This is a genomic window from uncultured Vibrio sp. (assembly GCF_947488985.1).
GTDB lineage: Bacteria > Pseudomonadota > Gammaproteobacteria > Enterobacterales > Vibrionaceae > Vibrio.
In genome coordinates this window covers 15380-30419 of record NZ_CANLBV010000011.1, presented here as the reverse complement: position 1 = coordinate 30419, position 15040 = coordinate 15380, and the positions used below count along the sequence as shown (strand labels likewise).

The window sequence follows — 15040 nt, the reverse complement described above, 5'->3', positions numbered from 1 at the left end:
TAAGGGGCTGATTGGCCCCTTTTTTACGTTTTATTGCTCAACACATAAGACGAATATAATTAATAGGAAAGTAAGATGTCATTAAGCTCAATAAAACTGATTGCCTTTGATTTGGATGGAACCTTGTTAGACAGCGTGCCTGATTTGGCTGTCGCCGCTGACCAAGCTTGTCAGGAGTTAGGCTTCCCTTCAGTGAGCGAAGAACAAGTTCGCGATTATGTAGGTAATGGTGCAGACGTGCTTATCGGGCGTTCACTCAGCCGCAACCTAACCGTTGATCCAAGCCTAGAGCCTGAGCTGCTGAAGAAAGCGCGCATCCTGTTTGATGATTTTTACGAACAGGGCGGCCACAAGCTAAGCCACCTTTACCTATCGGTGAAAGAGACGCTAGCAGAGCTACATAAAGCGGGCTTCACCCTGGCGCTTGTAACCAACAAGCCATCGAAGTTTGTCCCCGACGTTCTGGCACAACACGGTATCGATAAGTACTTTGTAGATGTACTTGGCGGCGACTCTTTCCCAGAGAAAAAACCGAACCCAGTAGCGCTGAACTGGTTGCTAGAAAAGCACAACGTGAAAGCGGAGGAGATGCTGATGGTTGGTGATTCAAGCAACGACATCAAAGCGGCTAAGAATGCGGGTTGCCACTCGTTTGGCCTAACTTACGGTTACAACCACGGCGAGCCCATTTCAGCATCAAACCCTGACTATGTCGCGGATAGCGTCGCGCAATTACTCGATGTCGTTCTCGTTTCAGTATAAAGCGGACAAAAGTTAGCGAAGCCACTAGCAAAATACTTGTCAATGAGTACACTGGATGAGCCGCGCAGAAAGAGCTGTGCGGCTTTTCTATATTTAAGTTAAGAAGCTAAGCGTTCAATAAACTTAGCGAATAAGCAAAGGAATTAAAACCATGAGCAAGCCCATCGTATTGAGTGGTGTTCAACCATCTGGTGAACTAAGTATCGGTAACTACTTGGGTGCTCTACGTCAATGGCAACAGATGCAAGATGATTACGATTGCCAATACTGTGTTGTAGACCTTCACGCAATTACGGTTCGCCAAGACCCGAAAGCACTGCATGAAGCGACTCTAGACGCACTAGCAATCTGTCTTGCTGTCGGTGTTGATCCAAAGAAGAGCACGCTATTTGTTCAGTCACACGTACCAGAGCATGCTCAACTTGGTTGGCTTCTTAACTGTTACACACAAATGGGTGAACTGAGCCGTATGACTCAGTTTAAAGATAAGTCTGCACGTCACTCAAATGACGTAAACGTAGGCCTATACGATTACCCAGTGTTGATGGCTGCAGACATCCTGCTTTACGGTGCTCACCAAGTGCCAGTAGGTAGCGACCAGAAACAACACCTAGAGCTAGCGCGTGATATCGCCACTCGTTTCAACAACATCTACGGGCCTGAAACACCAATCTTCCAAGTGCCAGAACCTTACATTCCAACGGTGAATGCACGTGTAATGAGCCTGCAAGACGCGACTAAGAAGATGTCTAAGTCGGATGATAACCGTAAGAACGTGATTACTCTGCTAGAAGAGCCTAAGTCGATCATTAAGAAGATCAACAAAGCGCAAACGGATGCAGAAACACCACCACGCATTGCTCACGATTGGGAAAACAAAGCGGGTATCTCTAACCTAATGGGTCTTTACTCAGCAGCGACGGGTAAAACGTTTGAAGAGATCGAAGCGCAGTACCAAGGCGTTGAGATGTACGGCCCATTCAAGAAAGATGTAGGCGCAGCATTGGTTGAGATGCTTGAGCCGATCCAAGCTGAATACCACCGTATCCGTGCTGACCGTGCCTACATGGACGCAGTCATGAAAGCGGGTGCTGAAAAAGCCTCTGAACGTGCTGCCGTCACCCTGAAAAAAGCATACCAAGCGGTTGGTTTTGTTGCTCGCCCATAGGGTGAACTAAAACAACTCGCTTGATAATTTGAGCCCAAAGTAGCTTTTGTTTACTTTGGGCTTTTTAGTGCACTCAATTACTATTACTAAATAGTAGTGATGAGCATTCAATAACTTCAGCTGAAATGGATAACGCTTTCACTCGCTGTTAATTATTGATGAAATGCAGTTTCCACTTGCCTTTCACCCTAGGTGTTGCACAATACCGCCTCTACATCTCCCAATCATTCAGTATTCAACCAACGATTTTACCCATGTTACTTATCATCGATAACTACGACTCTTTTACCTATAACTTGTATCAGTATTTCTGTGAGTTAGGCGTGACTGTGCAAGTGGTTCGCAACGATGAGATTGATATTGCGGGTATTGAATCGCTGAATCCTAGCCATCTTGTGATCTCGCCGGGTCCTTGTACGCCTGACGATGCAGGGATCTCTCTACAAGTGATAGAGCACTTTGCAGGTAAGCTACCAATCTTAGGCGTGTGTCTGGGTCATCAAGCGATTGCTCAGGTGTTTGGTGGTGAAGTGGTGAGAGCCAGACAAGTGATGCACGGTAAAACTTCTCCGATACGCCACAATGGCAAGAGTGTTTTTCAAGGATTGAACAACCCGTTGACCGTGACACGTTACCACTCGCTAGTGGTGAAAAATGGCACGTTACCAGACTGCTTTGAACTGACGTCTTGGACGGAATTTGAAGATGGCAGTATGGATGAGATCATGGGTTATCAACATAAAACCTTGCCTATTGATGCGGTGCAATTTCACCCTGAATCGATTAAAACAGAGCAAGGACACCAGCTTCTCGCTAACTTCCTAGCACGCTAAGTGTTTAAATTTGACCCTTTCTCCGTCTAAATAAGCCAGTTAAACCTGTCAGCTCATTCGTTAAGCGTTTAAATTCGGGCCTTACGCGCCTCTTTCCCTCTGACACTGATCACTTTTTATAACATTTCTCTCTCGCTTCGCTAAGTTTTTAGCCCATGCAAAATTATTCGCCTTATTTCCTCTCACTCCCTATATGGCGTAATGCCAGCAAGGCTTGGTTGTGACTGGAAATATCTTTAGGTAAAAAAAGCTTCATAAAACAGGTTTATTAATGCATAAATAGTCATAGGTAGTGGCGTTTAGCTGGTTGTTTAGCATAGCTAAAGAATAATCTACTATTGTAAAGGTTAATTAAATGTAAATATAATGCTGCAGCTGGATTGTGGCGGGACAAAATATTTTTCGTCTCACTTATGAATCATTACGCTTATTTGCGAAGCTTGCGGTACCGAGAAGGAATGTAGGATGACAGTGGAAAAGAATGTAGAACGTAGTCTATTTGATGAGGTGATGGTGCCTTGTTATAACCCGATGGAAATGATCCCAGTAAAAGGGGAAGGGGCACGCGTTTGGGACCAACAAGGCCGACAGTATATCGACTTTGCAGGTGGTATCGCTGTGAGCTGTTTGGGTCACTGTCACCCGGCAATGGTTAACGCGATTACCGAGCAAGCGAATAAGATCTGGCACCTAAGTAACGTGATGACCAACGAACCTGCATTGCGTCTAGCAAAAAAGCTAACCGACGTATGTTTTGCCAAAAAAGTATTCTTTGCTAACTCTGGCGCTGAAGCGAATGAAGCAGCCCTCAAGCTGGCTCGTCGTTGGGCGGCGGATGTTCATGGTCCTGAGAAATCTGAAATCATTGCATTTCACCAAGGCTTCCACGGTCGTACCTTCTTTACTGTCACTGTCGGTGGTCAAGAGGCTTACTCGGATGGCTTTGGGCCTAAACCGGGCGATGTCACTCATCTGCCTTACAACGATATTGCAGCACTTGAAGCACATATCTCAGATCGTACTTGCGCCATCATGATGGAACCTCTGCAAGGTGAGGGTGGCATCATTTCTCCAACGTCTGAGTTTGTGAGCACGGTTCGTGAGCTGTGTGACAAACACAATGCCCTGCTTATCTTTGATGAAGTGCAAACCGGTAATGGTCGTACGGGTGATTTTTACGCTTACCAGGGCCTAGGCGTTACACCTGATATTCTCAGCACGGCAAAATCATTGGGTGGTGGTTTCCCTATCGGTGCCATGCTCACCACAACGGAACTCGCGGCTCATCTAAAAGTCGGTACGCACGGTTCGACTTACGGTGGTAACCCATTGGCGTGTGCCGTTGCTGAAGCGGTGGTTGATGTGGTTAGTCAGCCTGAAACATTGGCGGGTGTCAAAGAGCGTGAAGCACTGTTTCGTGATGGTTTGGCTAAAATTAACGATAAGTACCAAATATTCAGTGAAATTCGTGGTAAGGGTCTGTTACTAGGCGCTGCGCTTAACGACGAATGGCAAGGGCGTGCTCGTGATGTATTAGTTGCCGCTGGCGAGCAAGGTTTGATGGTACTGGTTGCCGGTGCCAGCGTGGTGCGTTTTACGCCATCACTGGTTATCACGCCACAAGAGATTGAAGAAGGCTTATCAAAACTAGACAAGGCAATCGCGACGCTCGTTTAGCCTGAGCGGCGTCATAGGAATGATCGCCAATAGAGTGATCCCATGACGTTTTGCTAAAGGCCCAAGCTGCTGGTCTTGGGCCTATTTTGCATCTGGAGGGAATATTGATGCTGGTTGTTCGCCCAATAACATTATCTGATTATGACTCGCTGCATAACTGCGCGGTGGAATCAGGACACGGATTCACATCGCTCCCGGTTAACGAAGAGTTGTTAACCAGTCGAATTACTCATTCCGAATACAGTTTTGCTAAGCAAGATGTGACTGAGCCCGGTGACGAAGGCTACCTTATGGTTGGCTTTGACACGGAAACCGGTGAAGTGGCTGGTACCACAGGCATCGAGGCTTCTATTGGCTGGGATGTGCCCTTTTACTCTTACCACATTAGTAAGGTGGTTCACTCTTCACACAAGCTTGGCGTGAATAACGTAGTTAAATTGCTGACTTTTGGAAATAACTACACCGGATGCAGTGAGATCTGCACGTTGTTTTTACGTCCTGCTTTCCGAGGCGGCTTGAATGGTCGCTTGATGTCTAAGTGCCGCTTCTTACTGATGGCTGAGCATCCAGAGCGATTCTCAACGACCATTTTTGCTGAAATGCGGGGCGTATCAGATGCCGAAGGTAACTCTCCTTTCTGGCAATGGCTACAAGAGCACTTTTTCTCGATTGATTTTACGCTCGCGGATTACCTCACTGGTATTGGTAAGAAAGGTTTTATCGCCGATCTGATGCCGAAGCTGCCAATCTACGTAAATCTATTGAGTAAAGAAGCTCAGGCGGTGATTGGCCAAGTACACGACAATACCCGTCCAGCTCTTAAGTTGCTGGAACGTGAGGGTTTTACTAACCGTGGCTATGTCGACATCTTTGATGCCGGGCCAACGGTTGAGTGCGATTTAACAAATATCGAATCTGTGCGTCATTCGATTCGGGCGCAGGTTCAAATTGCAACGCACTCTAGTTCACAAGACTTTCTGATCGGAAACACCTCATTTGATAACTTCCGTGCCGTTGCTGCGAAAGGGGCGTATGACCAAGCCAGCGACACCGTGATTTTATCACCTGACGTAGCACAGGCTCTCGAAGTCAAAGAAGGCGAATTCGTTCGTATGCTCGCTCAATCACTTTAGCTCATTAGCGTTAGATCAATAACCGCAGCGATTATCTGTCGAAGATGGAAAGGATAGAAGTATGACTCAGTGGATAGCAGGACAGTGGGTGGCAGGTCAAGGTGACACCATGACATCAGTCAGCCCATACAATAATGAAGTAGTGTGGCAAGGTGATAGCGCAACACCCGCGCAGGTTGAATCTGCTGTAGCAGCAGCACGCGAGGCTTTTTTAATTTGGAAGAAGCTGAGTTTTGCCGAGCGTGAAGCGATCGTGTTGAACTTTGCTGAGAAAGTAAAAGAGAACAGCGAACAGATCGCGCAAATCATCGCCAAAGAGACCGGCAAACCGATTTGGGAAACTCGCACTGAAGCGGGCGCGATGGCGGGCAAGATTGCTATTTCTATTCGTGCTTACCACGAGCGTACCGGTGAAGCGTCACGCGAAGCGGCAGGCAACCAAATTGTACTGCGTCACCGTCCATTGGGTGTGATGGCGGTGTTCGGCCCTTACAACTTCCCGGGTCACCTACCTAACGGTCATATTGTTCCAGCGCTGCTATCGGGCAATACCGTGGTATTTAAGCCGTCAGAGCAGACGCCTTGGACGGGCGAGTTTGCAATGAAGTTATGGCAACAAGCGGGTCTTCCTGCGGGCGTGATTAACCTCGTACAAGGCGCTAAAGAGACAGGCATCGCACTGGCGGATGCTAAAGGTCTTGATGGCGTACTGTTCACAGGTAGTGCCAATACTGGTCATATCCTGCATCGTCAATTTGCCGGTCAGCCGGGTAAGATGCTGGCGCTAGAGATGGGCGGTAACAACCCGATGGTGATCAGTGAGCACTATGGCGATGTCGATGCGACGGTTTATACCATTATTCAATCAGCCTTCATTAGTGCCGGTCAACGTTGTACCTGTGCACGTCGCTTGTATGTACCTGTTGGTGAAAAGGGCGATCAACTGCTCGATAAGTTGGTAGCAGCTACGCAAAATATTCGTGTTGATCAGCCTTTCGCTGAGCCTGCGCCCTTCATGGGGCCGCAAATCTCTGAAGCTGCCGCTAAGTTCATTCTGGACGCGCAAGCTAACTTGCAATCGTTAGGTGGTGTTAGCTTAGTTGAAGTAAAAGCGGGCAAAGCAGCGTTTGTTTCTCCGGGTATTATCGATGCCACCAACATTACAGAACTGCCGGATGAAGAGTACTTCGGGCCATTGCTACAAGTGGTGCGTTACCAATCACTAGCGCAAGCGGTTGAATTGGCGAATGACACACGCTTTGGTTTATCAGCTGGTCTTGTATCAACAGACGATGCTGAGTGGCAATACTTCGTGGATCATATCCGTGCCGGTATTGTTAACCGAAACCGCCAGTTAACAGGTGCAAGTGGTGATGTCCCATTTGGTGGCCCAGGTGCTTCGGGCAACCTGCGCCCAAGCGCTTACTACGCGGCTGATTACTGTGCTTACCCAATGGCTTCAATGGAAGGTGGTGAAACTCAGCTGCCAGCGACGTTTAGCCCGGGTATTGAGTTGTAGTTTAAATGCATGAGCAAACGCTGCCCGGAGGGTTCGGCTAAAAGCGTTTTACTCTTTGTTGAGGAGGATTTGCTTAGAATGACTAGGCTACTTCCCCCTCGCCGCGATTAAAATGCTTTTATCTTGAACGAAATTTAACCGCGAAAGGTCAACACGCCCAGAACCTCTAATAAGGAGTCACCATGACGCCCGAACGACTGTTTAAATTACTGTGGGACGATTACATCCATAGGCTTTGTCCATCAGCAGGGAAAGTACACCGCTTGCTGAAAGAAGATGCAGCGCTGATTAATGATCACATTGCCCTGCGCACCTTCAATGTTGCCCCTTTGGGTCTTGAAACGCTTGCTAAGCCTTTCCTTGAGCTAGGCTATAAAGCATGTGGTGACTACCTGTTTGAGAGCAAGAAGCTAGTCGCGAAGCATTACGAACACTCGGATCCAAAACAACCCAAAGTGTTCATTAGTGAGTTGAAGGTTGAAGAGTGTTCAAGTGAACTGCAAGCCATTGTGGCTAAGCTTGTTGAGCAAGTGGATGCAAACAAGCTTCAAGGTCATGAGTTCTTGTTTGGTGGGCGTCTATGGGATTTGAGCTTCGCTGATTTCCAAGTGCTGGCGAAAGAGAGCGAATACGCGTCTTGGCTCGCGGCTCATGGATATGGTGCCAATCACTTTACGGTCAGTATCAATCAGCTGAATAACTTCAATGAAGTGCAAGCCGTGAATGACTACCTGAGCGAGTCGGGTTTCACGATTAATGCCTCTGGCGGTGAGGTGAAAGGCTCTTCAGAGGTGTTGTTAGAGCAATCCTCAACCATGGCAGACAAAGTCCCCGTTTCATTTGTTGAAGGCAATGAGATGATTCCTGGTGGCTTCTATGAGTTCGCTAAGCGTTACACTATGGCCAATGGTGAGCTTTATACAGGATTTGTTGCAGCATCGGCTGATAAAATCTTTGAAAGCACCAACGGTTAAAGAAAGATACGAGCACGCTTCGCTTCGAGACAGTTTGCGCTTGGAAGCTGTAGGTGTTTTATTCGCATCTCGCATTTGCTCTCTAGAGCTCTAAAAACAAAAAGCCATCCAGTGTAAATTGGATGGCTTTCAAATTTTGTCTTGGTTAATCGAGATTAACGAGTGCCGTAGACCACGATAGTTTTACCGTGTGCCGAAATGAGATTCTGCTCTTCTAGCATCTTCAAGATACGACCTACTGTCTCACGAGAACAACCAACGATCTGGCCAATTTCTTGACGAGTGATCTTGATTTGCATGCCGTCAGGGTGAGTCATTGCATCTGGCTGTTTTGCTAGGTTTAGTAGCGTTTGAGCGATACGACCAGTAACGTCAAGGAATGCTAAGTCACCCACTTTTTGGCTAGTGACTTGTAGACGACTTGCCATTTGCGCTGAAAGGCGCATTAGGATGTCTGGGTTCACTTGGATCAGTTGACGGAATTTCTTGAAAGAAATCTCAGCCACTTCACAAGGAGATTTAGCTCGAACCCACGCAGTACGCTCTTGATCTTCTTCGAATAAGCCAAGCTCACCGATGAAATCACCTTGGTTAAGGTAAGAAAGGATCATTTCCTTACCTTCTTCATCTTTGATAAGAACTGCCACAGAACCTTTAACGATGTAGTACAAAGTTTCAGCCTTTTCACCAGCATGAATCAACGTACTTTTTGAAGGGTACTTATGAATATGACAGTGTGAAAGGAACCACTCTAATGTTGGATCGGTTTGAGGTTTACCTAGAACCATAATATCTCACTTCCTCTGCAGGGTATGCTTGCTGCTTTCCGTAGCTTAGCTAAGCCTAGATTGACTTGTAGGGTAAAAGCACAGGTTAATTGCTGCAAGCTTTCTTGTGTCTCGTGTAAGAATAGTATCCTTTTTCAGGTACTATTTCTTGATTTTAAACGTGACCAAGCTACGATTTTTTAAGCAAAAATGTGTAGATGATCACGGTATGAAAAGTAATCAATAGGGATGGCGGTTTGTTAACCTATTTTCCCGGTCTCGATAAGTTGCTGGAGGATGGGCCTTACAATCAGCTCCATGGCAAAGCTCATCTTGCCTCCGGGAACCACGAGCGTGTTATGGCGAGACATAAATGAGCCGTCAATCATCGCTAACAGATAAGGGAAGTCGACGTTTTTAATACCGCGTAAACGTATGACGACGAAGCTTTCGTCTAAGCTTGGGATCCCTTTGGCGTTAAGTGGGTTGGATGTGTCTACCGTAGGAACGCGCTGAAAGTTGATATGAGTGCGTGAAAATTGCGGGGTAATGTAGTTCAGATAGTCATCCATTGAACGAACAATTGAGTCCATGACCGCTTCACGTGAGTGGCCACGATCTCGAGTATCACGCACGAATTTTTGGATCCATTCAAGGTTAACGATGGGTACCATGCCGATCAGTAAATCAACGTGCTGAGAAACATTGATATCACCATCCACCACACCACCGTGTAGGCCTTCGTAAAACATCACATCGGAATTTTCAGGGATCTCCTGCCATGGTGTAAAGGTGCCCGGCATTTGATTGTAAGGTACGGCTTCATCGAAAGTGTGTAAGTAACTGCGGACTTTACCTGTCCCTTCGTTGCCGTATTTACGGAAGAACTCTTCTAAGGCACCAAAGTCGTTCGCTTGTGGGCCAAAGTAGCTGATGTGCTTACCTTGCTCGCGTGCCTTACGGATCTCGACATCCATCTCTGGACGAGTGAAGCGATGGAAACTATCTCCTTCAACCCAAGCGGCCTTCACATCCATCATATTGAACATTTTACGGAAGGCTTCTGAGGTGGTGGTGGTGCCGGCTCCAGATGAACCCGTCACCGCAATAATTGGATGTTTAGCGGACATGACAACCCTTGTCTTTGAGTAACTTACTTGTTAGTAATCGTTTGCACTATAACACGGCTGTTTTCTAAGCGCAGCCTAGATGCGTTTCGAGAGCTGAATATCAACGGTCTCATGCAGTTCAGAAAACACGATACTGGCTTCACCAGAGGCTAATTGATGTTTTACCTGATCAATCTTGTTTTGCAGTGAGATCTCAACATCTCCATAGTCGGTACCTTCACGCAGTACGAACTCTTTGATGAGGTTTTCCAGTGTCTCTGGTGCGATGTCTTGCCATGGGATGATCATAAATACTTCTCTCTTTTATGTTCATGGATACGTTGTTCTATGTGGTAATGATTGTGCTTAGTCTGTTTTGTTTCTATTTAATAAGGTTCAGTCATCATGCCGAATCTTGAATGCTTTGATAGTAGGCTGGCAATGCTTCTTCCAACCAAAATCTAGGTTTGAGTGTGCTACCGGTAATGAAGCCTACGTGTCCGCCTTGTTTAAATAGGCGATAATCTATGTTGTTAGGCAGAGTGAACTTTGGGATCACGTCATCGGTCATGAAAGGGTCGTCTTTGGCATGAATGATCTGAGTCGGCAGTTTAATCTTATTGAGCTTGGGCAGCGCTGAGCATTGCGCATAATAGTCTTGGGCACCCTTGAAGCCGTGCAAAGGGGCCGTAATTCGTTCGTCAAACTCATACAGTTTGTCGATATTGTGGATGGTTTCGGCGCTGATACCGAGTTCATCTTGCAGCAGGGCGACCTTTTTCAAGGCATTCGATTTGAGTGATTTAAGCAGGTAGTTCTTATAGATCTTGGAGAAGCCTTGCTCAATGCGGCTCGAACAACTTGCGAGATCAAAAGGTGCAGAGACGATAGTCGCGGCCGATAACAGTGGCTCATCGGCATACTCAGCCAGATAGTTGGCCAGCATGTTGCCGCCTAAAGAGATGCCAACCGCAACCTTTGGGTTATTAGGAAACTGCGCATGCAGGTGGGTTAGAAAAAAGCGCGCATCTTCGATTTCTCCGGAGTGATAAGCGCGAGCCAAACGGTTCGGCTTTTTACCGCAGCCTCGAAAGTGCATCATCACAGACAACCAACCATCTTTTGCAAACGCATTCATTAGCCCGTTGGCGTAAGGGCTGTTAAAGCTGCCTTCTAAGCCATGAAAAAGAACGAAGATAGGCTTGTTGCTGATCTTGCCACGGCTAGAGTGATTAATACTTGGAGTGTCACTTTCTGGCGATTCACTCCAAGCGACATCGAGAAAATCACCATCAGGCGTTTCTAGTGTTTGCCACTGAGGCTGAAACAGCGCCTGCTTTCTAATAAATCGTGGCAATAAGGTTTGTAAGTGCGGATTAGATAGACCAGCTGCTGCGGTAAATATTGTCATAAAAACAGTTCATGCTTCTTTTATGGGCTTTGGTAAAGTGTTGGGCTTTTAGCGGAACGCCCACATTTTCATTTGAGCTTGGTTGATTCTCGGTATAAGTGCAAGGGTTTGACTCTCATACACTAACCTTGTGACGGCAAAGGTATGTATGGAGCTAATAGCAATAAGAAACATGCTAGACGCTTTGGATATCAAAGGATGTTTATTAACGGCTGATGCCCTGCATTGTCAGGTTGAAACACTTAATAAAGTGGTTGATAAAGGCGGAGACTTCCTAGTACAAGTTAAACTGAATCAACTAAGCTTGTTAGCAGAGATTGATGCGCAATTCCAAGGCCATTGGGCTATGTCTGAAGATAAACAGGAATCGTACATCACGAAAGATAAAGGGCATGGTAGAAAAGAGGTTCGTCAGGTTTACGTGCTTCCTGCAGCCTTCAGCGAAGCACTCAGAGATAAGTGGTTTCTCGTAAAAAGCATTGTTGCAGTGATAAGAGATAGGAGTGTCAAAGAGAAAGGAAGTTATGAAACCTCGTACTATATTTGCACAGACCATTTATCTTTAGAGTTAGCCTCAAAGGCAACAAGAAAGCACTGGCATATTGAGAATCAGCAGCACTGGGCGTTGGACGTTATTTTCAAAGAAGACGAGCAGCGAATTTACGCCGGGGATTCGGCGTTGAATATGGCTTGTTGTCGTCGCTTATGTTCTTTATTTCAAAATCTTAGAGATTGCAGGAGCGACCAATGTATTACTCGTCACTTTGTTCGAGCCTGTTTCCACCATCTTGCTTGGTTCATTGTTCCTCAATGAGTCGTTAGAAGTGATTAACTTTGTTGGTATGTTGTTGATCGCCATTGGCTTGTCAGCCATCGATGGAAGATTGTGGCGCCGTATTAAATTGGCAAAGGCTTAAATTTTGACTACCGCATTGAGGTAAGAGAACAGACTTTTTTCTTATTCAGATTTCTATTTATATTTTTCATAAACAGTATCTTGCTGTATTTCTTACAAGATCTATAAGATCCTTTCCTTTGATTTATGTTGCATCTGAAACAAAATGGGGTATACTAAGCGCATTACTTTGTTGTAGGTGAAACATTATGACTAATAAAGTGTATCAATGGATGCTCTATTTAACACTTGGCACCAGTGCCTTGTTTGCTCTTTTCTTGGTGGCAAGTGACAACCTTGCGCCGTTCACAACTCAAGCTCAATTGCACATTCCAACCAGCCGTATTGCTGCAGAGGTGTCGGCGCCAGTTGTGGAGCTGGCTGTTAAGAATGGTCAGGATGTCAAAAAAGGGGACTTGTTGGTTCGCTTAGATCCAACGCGTTTTGAATTGGCGCTAATTCAGGCTCAAGCGGCTTTGGTTGAAGCAGAGCAAAGCTATGAAGCAAACAAGCAGCATTTGCATGGCGCAGAAGCGACGTTACGTCAGCGCCAACACGAAGCTGTGAATGCCGAGAGAAAGTTGAAGCGTAACCAGCAATTGATTTCGAGAAAGCTTGTTAGCCAAGAAACGTTAGATGATAGCCGAGCGGATACGATTGTAAGACAACAAGCCGTCGAAGCTGCGCAAGCCGAGATTGAACAGATAAAAGCCGAGCTCGCGAAAAGCAGCGACAACGGTGCCTTGGCTGGTGCTCGAACTCGCGTTGAGCTGGCGCAATTGGATTTGGACAAAGCGACAATCGTCGCGCCTGTTGATGGCGTAATCAGCAACCTCAACCTTAACTCAGGAACCTATGTTGGCGCTGGCAGCCCCGTTTTGTTTTTGGTTGACCGCCAGCATGCTTGGATTAACGCAGACTTCAATGAAAAAGGCAGTGCAAACCTGACCGCGGGAACAACCGTTCGTTTGGTGTTTGATGCGATGCCTGGTGAGGTGTTTGAGGGAAATATTCAAGGTCGTGAACTGGCTATCTACGATGCAAGCAGCGACAACAGCGGCTTAGCGAAAGTAGTGAACGATGATCGTTGGGTTCGAGATCAACAAAAGGTGCGTACACAAGTAACATTGCCGTCACTTGATCACTCATTGTTCTCAGGTTCTAAAGTGAGCGTTATGGTAGTTCCAGAAGGGACGTTTTGGGATGTGATCGGAAGTGCATGGATGGAAGTATTGGCTCGCATTCGTTACCTAGTTTAACTGTGTTTTTCAATCATCGACTAACTGACCATCCACTGACGAAATAACGATTCACGACCTAAGAGGCAGATTATGAATAACGAAGTTCGAGGCCCGATTAACTGGTCTGAAGTAGCTTGGATCAGCGCTATCGTGTCTTTGGGTATGTTGGCTCAACTTTGGCTACAGCTAGGTGTTGCGGCGTACCTCGCTCTTTATCCTGTGATGGCAGCGACCAAGGTTAACGACTACTCAGTGCGAGGTATGCTCAAAGCGTTTCTCCCTATCTTGGGTGTCGCTTGTGTGGCTCTATTTGTCGATCAGTTATTTGCCTCACACCCGGCAGTGGTTTGGGTGATCAGTTTATGGATATTTGATTTAGCAAGAAGGTGGGCCGACACGCCGGCAAAACTTGGGAAAATTTACATCCCATTGCTCAACTGGTTTTTGGTGATTGTGTTTGCACAACATGGCCCAATGCTGATGACTGACTGGGTTCGCGATATGGCCGTTAGCATGGTGACGACCATGGTTGTGGTGAGATTTGTGATGCTGTTCTTGAAGCCGCCCAAAGCGATGTCGCCGCCAATGCAAAGCGTACCAGTGACGTACCAACAGCGAGTGATATATGTGGTCATGCTCGGAGTTGGTTTAGCATTCTTGATGATGGTCGATTTGATCGCCGCGACGTTCTGTATGATGCCAGTGATCATTGCGGCAGCACAAAGTGAACGCATGAACTATCAAATGGTAGTGAAAAATTGTTTACAAGCTCATGTTGGTGGTTGCGCATTGGCGTTGGTCTTCGTCACCTTGTTAGCTGGGCAGCACTCCTATAATTGGGTGTATATCATTGGAGTCACAAGCTTGGTGACCATGATAGCGATTTGGATAAGCGGCAGTCGTGGCGGTGTGCGAGGTATGCATACTGAAGCGATGTTAGGAACTATGCTACCATTGCAACTCTATGTTTCAGCAACCGATCTTGGTTTGCAAGATACTTACTTTCGTGCAGAGTTAATGTCCATCGTGTTGGCATTATTAGTGGTCTGCCAAGGAATTATATATGGAAAATCAACCAGCATTACCCATCACCGGAATTGATGCTCTCGACAGCAATCCTATGTTCTTAATGGGTTTTGCTTACAAACAATTTCGAGCTCAAATCGCCGCTGAGATGGGCGCCACTTCGGGCATTTCTTTAGAGATGTTTGGTGCGCTTCGAGTGTTAGACAAGCATGGCAAAATCACTCAGCAAGAGTTAACCAATTACTTGCTTCGAAATCGCTCTGTGACCAAGCGTTTGGTTGATAACGCGATTAAGCTGAACCTGATCGAGGCCAGCAAGAGTGAAACGAACAAAAAGATAAAATTGCTCTCTTTAACAGAAGGTGGCAAGAAGCTTGCCGCATATTGTGAGCCTATGGTCGATAGCATCAGCGCGCAGTTTCAGAGCGCGTTGAGTGAAGACGAATCCAAGCAGCTACAGACCTTGTTGGCTAAGCTTGTAAAGACAGACCAATTCATCGACTAATGTGCGGTCGAGGTGTGGAT

General features: G+C 46.5%; 15 protein-coding genes and 1 pseudogene. 12 read left to right on the top strand and 4 right to left on the bottom strand.

What is annotated here, in order from left to right:
- The first annotated feature begins 75 nt into the window (after window positions 1-75).
- The 7 genes from Q1A70_RS04160 (at window position 76) to Q1A70_RS04130 (ending at window position 8066) form a co-directional block, all read left to right on the top strand.
- Window positions 76-762: a phosphoglycolate phosphatase gene (locus tag Q1A70_RS04160; RefSeq protein WP_299687314.1), complete on the top strand. Its 687-nt coding sequence runs from the start codon at window positions 76-78 to the stop codon at window positions 760-762.
- A gap of 151 nt (window positions 763-913) precedes the next feature.
- Window positions 914-1930 (top strand): tryptophan--tRNA ligase, encoded by a 1017-nt coding sequence (gene trpS / locus Q1A70_RS04155; RefSeq protein WP_299687315.1) that lies wholly within the window; start codon window positions 914-916, stop codon window positions 1928-1930.
- 254 nt (window positions 1931-2184) lie between these two features.
- Window positions 2185-2763, top strand: coding sequence for an aminodeoxychorismate/anthranilate synthase component II (locus tag Q1A70_RS04150; RefSeq protein WP_299687368.1), 579 nt, complete (start codon window positions 2185-2187; stop codon window positions 2761-2763).
- A 465-nt stretch (window positions 2764-3228) separates the two neighbouring features.
- Entirely contained in the window at window positions 3229-4440 is a 1212-nt protein-coding gene (locus Q1A70_RS04145) for an aspartate aminotransferase family protein (protein WP_299687316.1), read from the top strand.
- Between the two features lie 107 nt (window positions 4441-4547).
- Window positions 4548-5573 (top strand): arginine N-succinyltransferase, encoded by a 1026-nt coding sequence (gene astA / locus Q1A70_RS04140; protein ID WP_299687317.1) that lies wholly within the window; start codon window positions 4548-4550, stop codon window positions 5571-5573.
- Window positions 5574-5634: 61 nt separating this feature from the next.
- The gene (gene astD, locus Q1A70_RS04135; protein WP_299687319.1) at window positions 5635-7092 is read left to right on the top strand and encodes a succinylglutamate-semialdehyde dehydrogenase; all 1458 of its coding nucleotides are present in this window, start codon (window positions 5635-5637) and stop codon (window positions 7090-7092) included.
- A gap of 182 nt (window positions 7093-7274) precedes the next feature.
- Window positions 7275-8066: a DUF1338 domain-containing protein gene (locus tag Q1A70_RS04130; protein WP_299687321.1), complete on the top strand. Its 792-nt coding sequence runs from the start codon at window positions 7275-7277 to the stop codon at window positions 8064-8066.
- Between the two features lie 155 nt (window positions 8067-8221).
- Here Q1A70_RS04130 and crp read toward each other — a convergent pair whose 3' ends face one another.
- The 4 genes from crp to Q1A70_RS04110 form a co-directional block, all read right to left on the bottom strand.
- Window positions 8222-8854 carry a cAMP-activated global transcriptional regulator CRP gene (gene crp, locus Q1A70_RS04125; RefSeq protein WP_004410522.1) on the bottom strand — a complete coding sequence of 211 codons (633 nt, stop codon included), beginning with the start codon at window positions 8852-8854 and terminating at the stop codon, window positions 8222-8224.
- A gap of 239 nt (window positions 8855-9093) precedes the next feature.
- Window positions 9094-9963, bottom strand: a complete 870-nt coding sequence (locus tag Q1A70_RS04120; protein WP_010435210.1) for a phosphoribulokinase — start codon at window positions 9961-9963, stop codon at window positions 9094-9096.
- 75 nt (window positions 9964-10038) lie between these two features.
- The gene (locus tag Q1A70_RS04115) at window positions 10039-10251 is read right to left on the bottom strand and encodes a YheU family protein (protein ID WP_299687325.1); all 213 of its coding nucleotides are present in this window, start codon (window positions 10249-10251) and stop codon (window positions 10039-10041) included.
- Between the two features lie 94 nt (window positions 10252-10345).
- Window positions 10346-11353, bottom strand: a complete 1008-nt coding sequence (locus Q1A70_RS04110) for a hydrolase (RefSeq protein WP_299687327.1) — start codon at window positions 11351-11353, stop codon at window positions 10346-10348.
- Between the two features lie 102 nt (window positions 11354-11455).
- On the opposite strand from Q1A70_RS04110, the pseudogene Q1A70_RS04105 reads away from it, so the two are divergent.
- The 5 genes and pseudogenes from Q1A70_RS04105 to Q1A70_RS04085 form a co-directional block, all read left to right on the top strand.
- Window positions 11456-12167: pseudogene (locus Q1A70_RS04105) on the top strand (ISAs1 family transposase); the annotation flags it as partial.
- Window positions 12076-12270 carry an EamA family transporter gene (locus Q1A70_RS04100; RefSeq protein ID WP_363318228.1) on the top strand — a complete coding sequence of 65 codons (195 nt, stop codon included), beginning with the start codon at window positions 12076-12078 and terminating at the stop codon, window positions 12268-12270. The pseudogene Q1A70_RS04105 and the gene Q1A70_RS04100, both read left to right, overlap by 92 nt.
- Before the next feature lie 187 nt (window positions 12271-12457).
- Window positions 12458-13507, top strand: coding sequence for an HlyD family secretion protein (locus tag Q1A70_RS04095; protein ID WP_299687330.1), 1050 nt, complete (start codon window positions 12458-12460; stop codon window positions 13505-13507).
- 72 nt (window positions 13508-13579) lie between these two features.
- Window positions 13580-14590 (top strand): DUF2955 domain-containing protein, encoded by a 1011-nt coding sequence (locus Q1A70_RS04090; protein WP_299687332.1) that lies wholly within the window; start codon window positions 13580-13582, stop codon window positions 14588-14590.
- Window positions 14553-15020, top strand: coding sequence for a MarR family winged helix-turn-helix transcriptional regulator (locus tag Q1A70_RS04085; RefSeq protein ID WP_299687335.1), 468 nt, complete (start codon window positions 14553-14555; stop codon window positions 15018-15020). Before Q1A70_RS04090 ends, Q1A70_RS04085 begins: the two co-directional genes overlap by 38 nt.
- Window positions 15021-15040: the final 20 nt, after the last annotated feature.

Excerpts from the sequence above, each read along its gene's own strand:
- Q1A70_RS04095 (WP_299687330.1), top strand. The coding sequence starts at position 12,458 with ATGACTAATAAAGTGTATCAATGGATGCTCTATTTAACACTTGGCACC.
- astA (WP_299687317.1), top strand. The coding sequence starts at position 4,548 with ATGCTGGTTGTTCGCCCAATAACATTATCTGATTATGACTCGCTGCAT.
- Q1A70_RS04150 (WP_299687368.1), top strand. The coding sequence starts at position 2,185 with ATGTTACTTATCATCGATAACTACGACTCTTTTACCTATAACTTGTAT.
- Q1A70_RS04130 (WP_299687321.1), top strand. The coding sequence starts at position 7,275 with ATGACGCCCGAACGACTGTTTAAATTACTGTGGGACGATTACATCCAT.
- astD (WP_299687319.1), top strand. The coding sequence starts at position 5,635 with ATGACTCAGTGGATAGCAGGACAGTGGGTGGCAGGTCAAGGTGACACC.
- Q1A70_RS04115 (WP_299687325.1), bottom strand. The coding sequence starts at position 10,251 with ATGATCATCCCATGGCAAGACATCGCACCAGAGACACTGGAAAACCTC.
- Q1A70_RS04090 (WP_299687332.1), top strand. The coding sequence starts at position 13,580 with ATGAATAACGAAGTTCGAGGCCCGATTAACTGGTCTGAAGTAGCTTGG.
- Q1A70_RS04110 (WP_299687327.1), bottom strand. The coding sequence starts at position 11,353 with ATGACAATATTTACCGCAGCAGCTGGTCTATCTAATCCGCACTTACAA.
- Q1A70_RS04085 (WP_299687335.1), top strand. The coding sequence starts at position 14,553 with ATGGAAAATCAACCAGCATTACCCATCACCGGAATTGATGCTCTCGAC.
- Q1A70_RS04160 (WP_299687314.1), top strand. The coding sequence starts at position 76 with ATGTCATTAAGCTCAATAAAACTGATTGCCTTTGATTTGGATGGAACC.
- Q1A70_RS04120 (WP_010435210.1), bottom strand. The coding sequence starts at position 9,963 with ATGTCCGCTAAACATCCAATTATTGCGGTGACGGGTTCATCTGGAGCC.
- Q1A70_RS04145 (WP_299687316.1), top strand. The coding sequence starts at position 3,229 with ATGACAGTGGAAAAGAATGTAGAACGTAGTCTATTTGATGAGGTGATG.
- trpS (WP_299687315.1), top strand. The coding sequence starts at position 914 with ATGAGCAAGCCCATCGTATTGAGTGGTGTTCAACCATCTGGTGAACTA.
- crp (WP_004410522.1), bottom strand. The coding sequence starts at position 8,854 with ATGGTTCTAGGTAAACCTCAAACCGATCCAACATTAGAGTGGTTCCTT.